The organism is Actinomycetota bacterium, assembly GCA_036280995.1.
In the GTDB taxonomy this organism is placed as follows: Bacteria; Actinomycetota; CALGFH01; order CALGFH01; family CALGFH01; genus CALGFH01.
The window spans coordinates 1-5844 of record DASUPQ010000537.1; the positions used below are offsets into that span (position 1 = coordinate 1).

Consider the following 5844-nt stretch of genomic DNA (forward strand, 5'->3'; position numbering starts at 1 on the left):
GGTGGTGGTCAAGGGGGGCGAGGCCATCGGCCGGGCCCTGCTCCTCATGGGCGCCCAGACCGCCTACCTGGCCTGGGAGGACGGCCGCATCCGGCGGGAGGTGCGCCGCGAGGCGGTGCGGCTGGCCAACGCCGACCAGGCCAACCTGCGCCGCAGCGTGGCCGCGGCCATGGCCCAGGTGGCGGCCGTGGAGCGGGCGGTGGCCCGGCTGGGCTGGGACGGCCTGCCGGCCGACCTGGCCGAGGTCGCGACCCTGCGGCTGGCCCATCCCGACGCCAGCCTGGCCGAGCTAGGCGCTATGCTCGACCCGCCCCGATCCAAGGGAGGCGTGCTGGCCCGTATCCGGCGGATCGAGGCGTTGACGCACCCAGTTGGGGGTAGGGAAGAATGAGCCGGAACGTTCAAGCTCCCGGGAGGCAGACATGACCGTCCGCGTCGGCATCAACGGCTTCGGCCGCATCGGCCGCAACTACTTCAGGGCCGCCAAGGGCAAGGACGTCGAGATCGTCGCCGTGAACGACCTGACCGACAACAAGACCCTGGCCCACCTGCTCAAGTACGACTCGACCTTCGGCCGCCTCGACGGGGACGTGAGCTACGACGACGAGTCGATCACCATCGGCGGCCAGCGGGTCCTGGCCAGCGCCCAGAAGGACCCGGCCCAGCTCCCCTGGGGCGACCTCGGCGTGGACGTGGTCATCGAGTCGACCGGCCACTTCACCAAGCGCGACGACGCCGCCCTCCACCTCAAGGGCGGGGCCAGGAAGGTGATCATCTCGGCCCCGGCCAAGGACGAGGACATCACCATCGTCATGGGCATCAACCATGAAAAGTACGACCCGGCGGCCCACGACATCATCTCCAACGCCTCCTGCACGACCAACTCGGTGGTCCCCCTGGCCAAGGTCCTGCTGGACAACTTCGGGATCGAGAAGGGCTTCATGACCACCATCCACGCCTACACCAACGACCAGGTCATCCTCGACTTCCCCCACAAGGACCTGCGCCGGGCCCGCTCGGCGGCGGTCAACACCATCCCCACCTCGACCGGCGCGGCCAAGGCCGCCTCCCTGGTCATCCCCGAGCTCAAGGGCAAGCTCGACGGCATCGCCCTGCGGGTTCCGGTGGAGGACGGCTCGCTGACCGACCTGGCCGTGGTGCTCGGCCGCGAGACCACCGTCGAGGAGATCAACGACGCCTACAAGCAGGCGTCCGAGGGGCCGCTGGCCGGGATCATCCGCTACTCGGTCGACCCGATCGTGTCCCGCGACATCGTCGGCGACGACGCCTCCTGCATCTTCGACTCGCCCCTGACCCAGGCCAACGGCAACCTGGCCAAGGTGTTCGGCTGGTACGACAACGAGTGGGGCTACTCCAAGCGGCTCGTCGACCTGACCGTGCTCGTCGGCCAGCAGCTCTAGCCCGATGGAGCTGCGCACCGTCGACCAGGCCGACGTCGCCGGCCGGCGGGTCCTGGTCCGCAACGACTTCAACGTGCCCCTGGAGGACGGGAAGGTCACCGATGCGCTGAGAGTGCGGGCCGCCGTCCCGACCCTGCGGTGGCTGCTGGACCACGGGGCCAGGGTGATCTGCTGCTCCCACCTCGGCCGGCCCAAGGGCAGGCGCGACCCGAAGTACTCGCTGGAGCCGGTCCGGCCCGTCCTGGCCTCCGAGCTCGGGGCCGAGGTCGCCTTCGTCGACGACGTCGCCGGCGACCAGGCCGGCCACGCTGCCGAGGCCCTCGGCGACAGCCAGGTGCTGCTGCTCCAGAACCTCCGCTACGAGCCCGGCGAGGAGAAGAACGACCCCCAGCTGGCCGACCGGCTCGCCTCCCTGGCCGAGGTCTATGTGGACGACGCCTTTGGGGCCGCCCACCGGGCCCACGCCTCGGTGGTCGGGGTGGCCGAGCGGCTCCCCACCTACGCCGGGTTCCTGCTCGCCGGCGAGGTCAAGGAGCTGTCGCGGCTGCTGGAGGACCCGGAGCGGCCGTTCGTGGCCGTGCTCGGGGGCAGCAAGGTCTCCGACAAGCTGGCCGTGCTCGACAACCTCCTGGGCCGGGTCGACAGCCTGGTCGTGGGCGGCGGCATGTGCTTCACCTTCCTGGCCGCCAAGGGCCATGAGATCGGCGACTCGCTGTTCGAGCCCGACCAGGTCGAGGCCGTGCGGCGGCTGCTGGAGACGGCCGAGGGCCAGGGCAAGCCGGTGCTGCTGCCCACCGACGTGGTCGTGGCCCGGGAGGTCAGCGAGGACGCCGAGGCCCGCACCGTGCCCGCGGAGGGGATCGAGGCCGGCTGGAAGGGCCTGGACATCGGCCCGGAGACGGCCAAGGCGTTCGCCGCCGCCGCCGCCGGCGCCCGCACCGTGTTCTGGAATGGGCCCATGGGCGTGTTCGAGCTGGCCCCGTTCGCCGCCGGCACCAAGGCGGTGGCCGAGGCCGTGGCCGCCGCCGACGGCTACACGGCCGTCGGTGGCGGCGACTCGGCGGCCGCCCTGGCCGAGCTCGGCCTGGCCGACCGGGTCGACCACCTGTCCACCGGCGGCGGGGCCAGCCTCGAGCTGCTCGAGGGCAAGACCCTGCCCGGCGTCGCCGCCGTCCCGACCGTCTGAAGGAGGGCATGGCAGTGGCTCGCCGCCCGCTGATCGCCGGCAACTGGAAGATGCACAAGAACCACCTGGAGGGGGTCCAGCTCACCCAGAAGCTGGCCTGGGCCCTGTCCAGCGAGGACACCGACGCCGTCGAGGTCGCGGTGTGCCCGCCGTTCACCGCCCTGCGCAGCGTCGGCACCCTGATCGACGGGGACAAGCTGCCGATCGCCCTCGGCGCCCAGGACTGCCACCCCGAGCCCCAGGGCGCCTACACCGGCGAGATCTCGGCGCCGATGCTGGCCAAGCTGGGCGTCCGGTACGTGATCGTGGGCCACTCCGAGCGCCGCCAGTACGCGGGCGAGGACGACGAGCTGGTCAACCGCAAGGCCAGGGCCGTCCTCGGGGCCGGCATGCGCCCGATCGTCTGCGTCGGTGAGGTCCTGTCCGAGCGCGAGGCCGGCCGCACCGCCGAGGTCGTCCAGGGCCAGGTCCGCGGCTCCCTGGCCGGCCTCGGCGGCGACGAGGTCGCCGGCCTGGTCGTCGCCTACGAGCCCGTCTGGGCCATCGGCACCGGCCGCGCCGCCACCGCCGACGACGCCCAGGAGACGATCGCCGTCGTCCGCGCCACCGTGGCCGACCTGGTCGGCCAGGCCGCCGCCGACGAGCTCCGCATCCAGTACGGCGGCAGCGTCAAGTCCTCCAACGCCGAGGAGCTGGCCGGCAAGCCCGACGTCGACGGCGCCCTGGTCGGCGGGGCCAGCCTCGACGCCGACGAGTTCGCCCTGATCGTCAAGGGCTCGGCCCGCCGCGCCCGCTGATACACTCGGCCGGTCTCGCCGGTGCCCGCCGGCCTTCTTCGCGCTGTGAGGACTGCCCGATGATCCCGCTGCTGATCGTCATCGACGTGATCGCGTCGTTCACCCTGATCCTGTTCATCCTCCTCCACGCCGGCCGCGGCGGCGGCCTCTCCGACATGTTCGGCGGCGGCATGAACACCCAGCTCGGCGGCTCCACCGTGGTCGAGCGCAACCTCGACCGCCTCACGGTCGCCGCCGCCACCGTGTTCGGCATCACCAGCGTGCTGCTGGCCCTCCTGCTCGAGCCGTAGGAGCCGCCGTCCGTGGTCGCCGTGGGGCGGCGCCGGTGGCTCGTGGTCGTCGCCCTGGTCCTCGTGACCGGGTGCACGAGCGGCGGTGGGGACGGCGGGTCCGGCTCCGGGTCGGGCGGCGGGGGAGGGGCGCCCAGGGGCCGCAGCGGCGGGACCCTGGCCATCGCCCTGCTCGACCCCGGACCGCTCGACCCGGCCCGGGCCGACCGCCCGGAGGACGAGGTCGTCCTCGGCAACCTGTTCGACGGCCTGACCGCCATCGACCCGGCCGGCGCCGTCCGCCCGGCCGTCGCCGCCTCCTGGTCCAGCGACCCGGCCCTGCGCCGCTGGGAGTTCCGCCTCCGCCCCGACGCCCGCTGGTCCGACGGCTCCCCGGTCCGCTCCGCCGACTTCACCTTCGCCTGGCAGCGCCTGGCCGACCCCAAGGCATCCGCCGGCGCCGCCCCGGCGGCCCGGGCCCTGCTGTCGGGGGTCGCCGGCTACCGGGCGTTCGCCGCCGGGCGGGCGCGCACGATCGCCGGCCTTGAGACCCCCGACCCGGCCACCCTGGTCGTCCGCCTCGACCATCCCTTCGCCGACCTCCCCGCCCTGGTCGCCGCCGTCGCGCTGTCCCCGCTCCCGGCGGCCCTGGTCCGCCCCGACCCGGCCGCCTACCTGACCCGCCCGGTCGGCAACGGCCCCTTCCGCCTGGCCGCCCCGGCCCGTCCCGGCCGCGCCCTGACCCTCGACCGCAACCCCGCCTACGCAGGTCCACCGGCCCTGCTCGACAAGGTCAGCGTCCGCGTCGTCCCCGACGAGCAGACCGCCTGGCTGGAGCTCCAGAACGGCCGGGCCGCGTTCGCCCCCGTCCCCTCCGACCAGCTCGCCGCCGCCCGCACCGTCCACGGCCCCTCCGCCGACGGCCGCACCCGCCCCGGCCTCCTCCAGGGCCCGACCCTCACCACCTGGAACCTCACCTTCAACCTCAAGTCGAAGCTGGGCGGCAACCCGGCCTGGCGCCAGGCCGTCTCCCTGGCCGTCGACCGCGACCAGCTCGCCGCCGCCCTGGCCGGCACGGCGGCGACGACCCTGGTCCCCCCGGCCACCCCGGGATGGGGGCTTGCGGGCACCGGGCCGGGGACCACGGGATCATCCGGGTCGGGCGGTGGGGCCGGGCCCGATCCGGCCTGCCCAGCCTGCGACCACGACCCCGCCCAGGCCCGCGCCCTGTTCGCCAAGGCCAAGGCGGGTCGCGCCCCAATCACCATGGCCATCCCGGCCGGCCCCGAGGGCCGCCGCATCGCCGCCCAGGTCGCCGGCGACCTCGCCGCCGCCGGGGTCGCCCTGAAGCCCACCCCGGCCCCGAAGGGCGAGACGCCGGTGACGCTGGTCCGCGGGGTCGCCCCCTACCCCCGCCCCGACCCGTTCCTCTCCGGCCCGTCCGCGGCCGTCCCGGACGCCAAGCGCCTCCTCGACCAGGCCCGCGCCACCCCCGACGACCCCGCCCGCACGACCCTCTACCACCAGACCGAAGCCGCCGCCCTGGCCGCCCTCCCCGCCGTCCCTCTCCTCACCGAACACCACGCCGCCGTCCTCACCCCCGGCCCCCAGGGCCTCGATCTCACCCCCTGGGGCACCCTCGACCTGGCCGCCGTCAGCCTCCCCGCTTGACCGTTCGGCCCTCCAAGCCCTTTGCTACAATCCGCCCGCACCCTGGTGCACCACGTCGGAGTGGCGGAATAGGCAGACGCGCTAGGTTGAGGGCCTAGTGTCCGGATAGGACGTGGGGGTTCAAGTCCCCCCTCCGACACCCCACTTGAGCAGGGGCTTCGCGCCTTCACCTCCTCTCACCTCTCGGAGCGCTAGGCTCGGTTGTCAATGGGACGGTGCATCGTCCTGTTGTCGCCGTCGTCGCCGAGGATCAGACCGGCGACGGTGTGCGCGGCCAGCTCGTCCATCCCGGGGATGACGTGTGAGTGGATGTCGAGCGTGATGGCGACCGTGGCGTGGCCAAGCCGCTCGCTGATCACCTTCACGGGCACGCCGGCCTTGAGCGCCGCGGTGGCGTAGCTGTGGCGCAGACCATGAAGGGTGATCCGCGGCAGGCCAGCCGCCACCACGTGCTGCTGGAACCATTGCGAGAAGCGCGCCGGGTGGATGGGTCGACCGTC

Annotated in this window: 7 protein-coding genes and 1 tRNA gene; 7 read left to right on the forward strand and 1 reads right to left on the reverse strand. The window is 73.7% G+C overall.

Annotation, left to right across the window (positions count from 1 at the left end):
- The 7 genes from whiA to VF468_18075 all read left to right on the forward strand — a co-directional run.
- Positions 1-391: DNA-binding protein WhiA (whiA, locus tag VF468_18045; protein HEX5880193.1), on the forward strand; the 391-nt coding region annotated here is incomplete at its 5' end.
- Between the two features lie 31 nt (positions 392-422).
- Positions 423-1421 (forward strand): type I glyceraldehyde-3-phosphate dehydrogenase, encoded by a 999-nt coding sequence (gene gap, locus VF468_18050; protein HEX5880194.1) that lies wholly within the window; start codon positions 423-425, stop codon positions 1419-1421.
- A gap of 10 nt (positions 1422-1431) precedes the next feature.
- Positions 1432-2607: a phosphoglycerate kinase gene (locus VF468_18055; protein HEX5880195.1), complete on the forward strand. Its 1176-nt coding sequence runs from the start codon at positions 1432-1434 to the stop codon at positions 2605-2607.
- 8 nt (positions 2608-2615) lie between these two features.
- Entirely contained in the window at positions 2616-3404 is a 789-nt protein-coding gene (gene tpiA, locus VF468_18060) for a triose-phosphate isomerase (GenBank protein HEX5880196.1), read from the forward strand.
- 59 nt (positions 3405-3463) lie between these two features.
- The gene (secG, locus tag VF468_18065; protein HEX5880197.1) at positions 3464-3694 is read left to right on the forward strand and encodes a preprotein translocase subunit SecG; all 231 of its coding nucleotides are present in this window, start codon (positions 3464-3466) and stop codon (positions 3692-3694) included.
- A gap of 12 nt (positions 3695-3706) precedes the next feature.
- Positions 3707-5344 (forward strand): ABC transporter substrate-binding protein, encoded by a 1638-nt coding sequence (locus VF468_18070; GenBank protein HEX5880198.1) that lies wholly within the window; start codon positions 3707-3709, stop codon positions 5342-5344.
- Between the two features lie 54 nt (positions 5345-5398).
- Positions 5399-5483, forward strand: a tRNA-Leu gene (locus VF468_18075).
- A 52-nt stretch (positions 5484-5535) separates the two neighbouring features.
- On the opposite strand, the gene VF468_18080 is transcribed toward VF468_18075, so the two are convergent.
- A partial coding sequence (locus VF468_18080) for a tyrosine-type recombinase/integrase (protein ID HEX5880199.1) occupies positions 5536-5844 on the reverse strand: 309 nt, incomplete at its 5' end.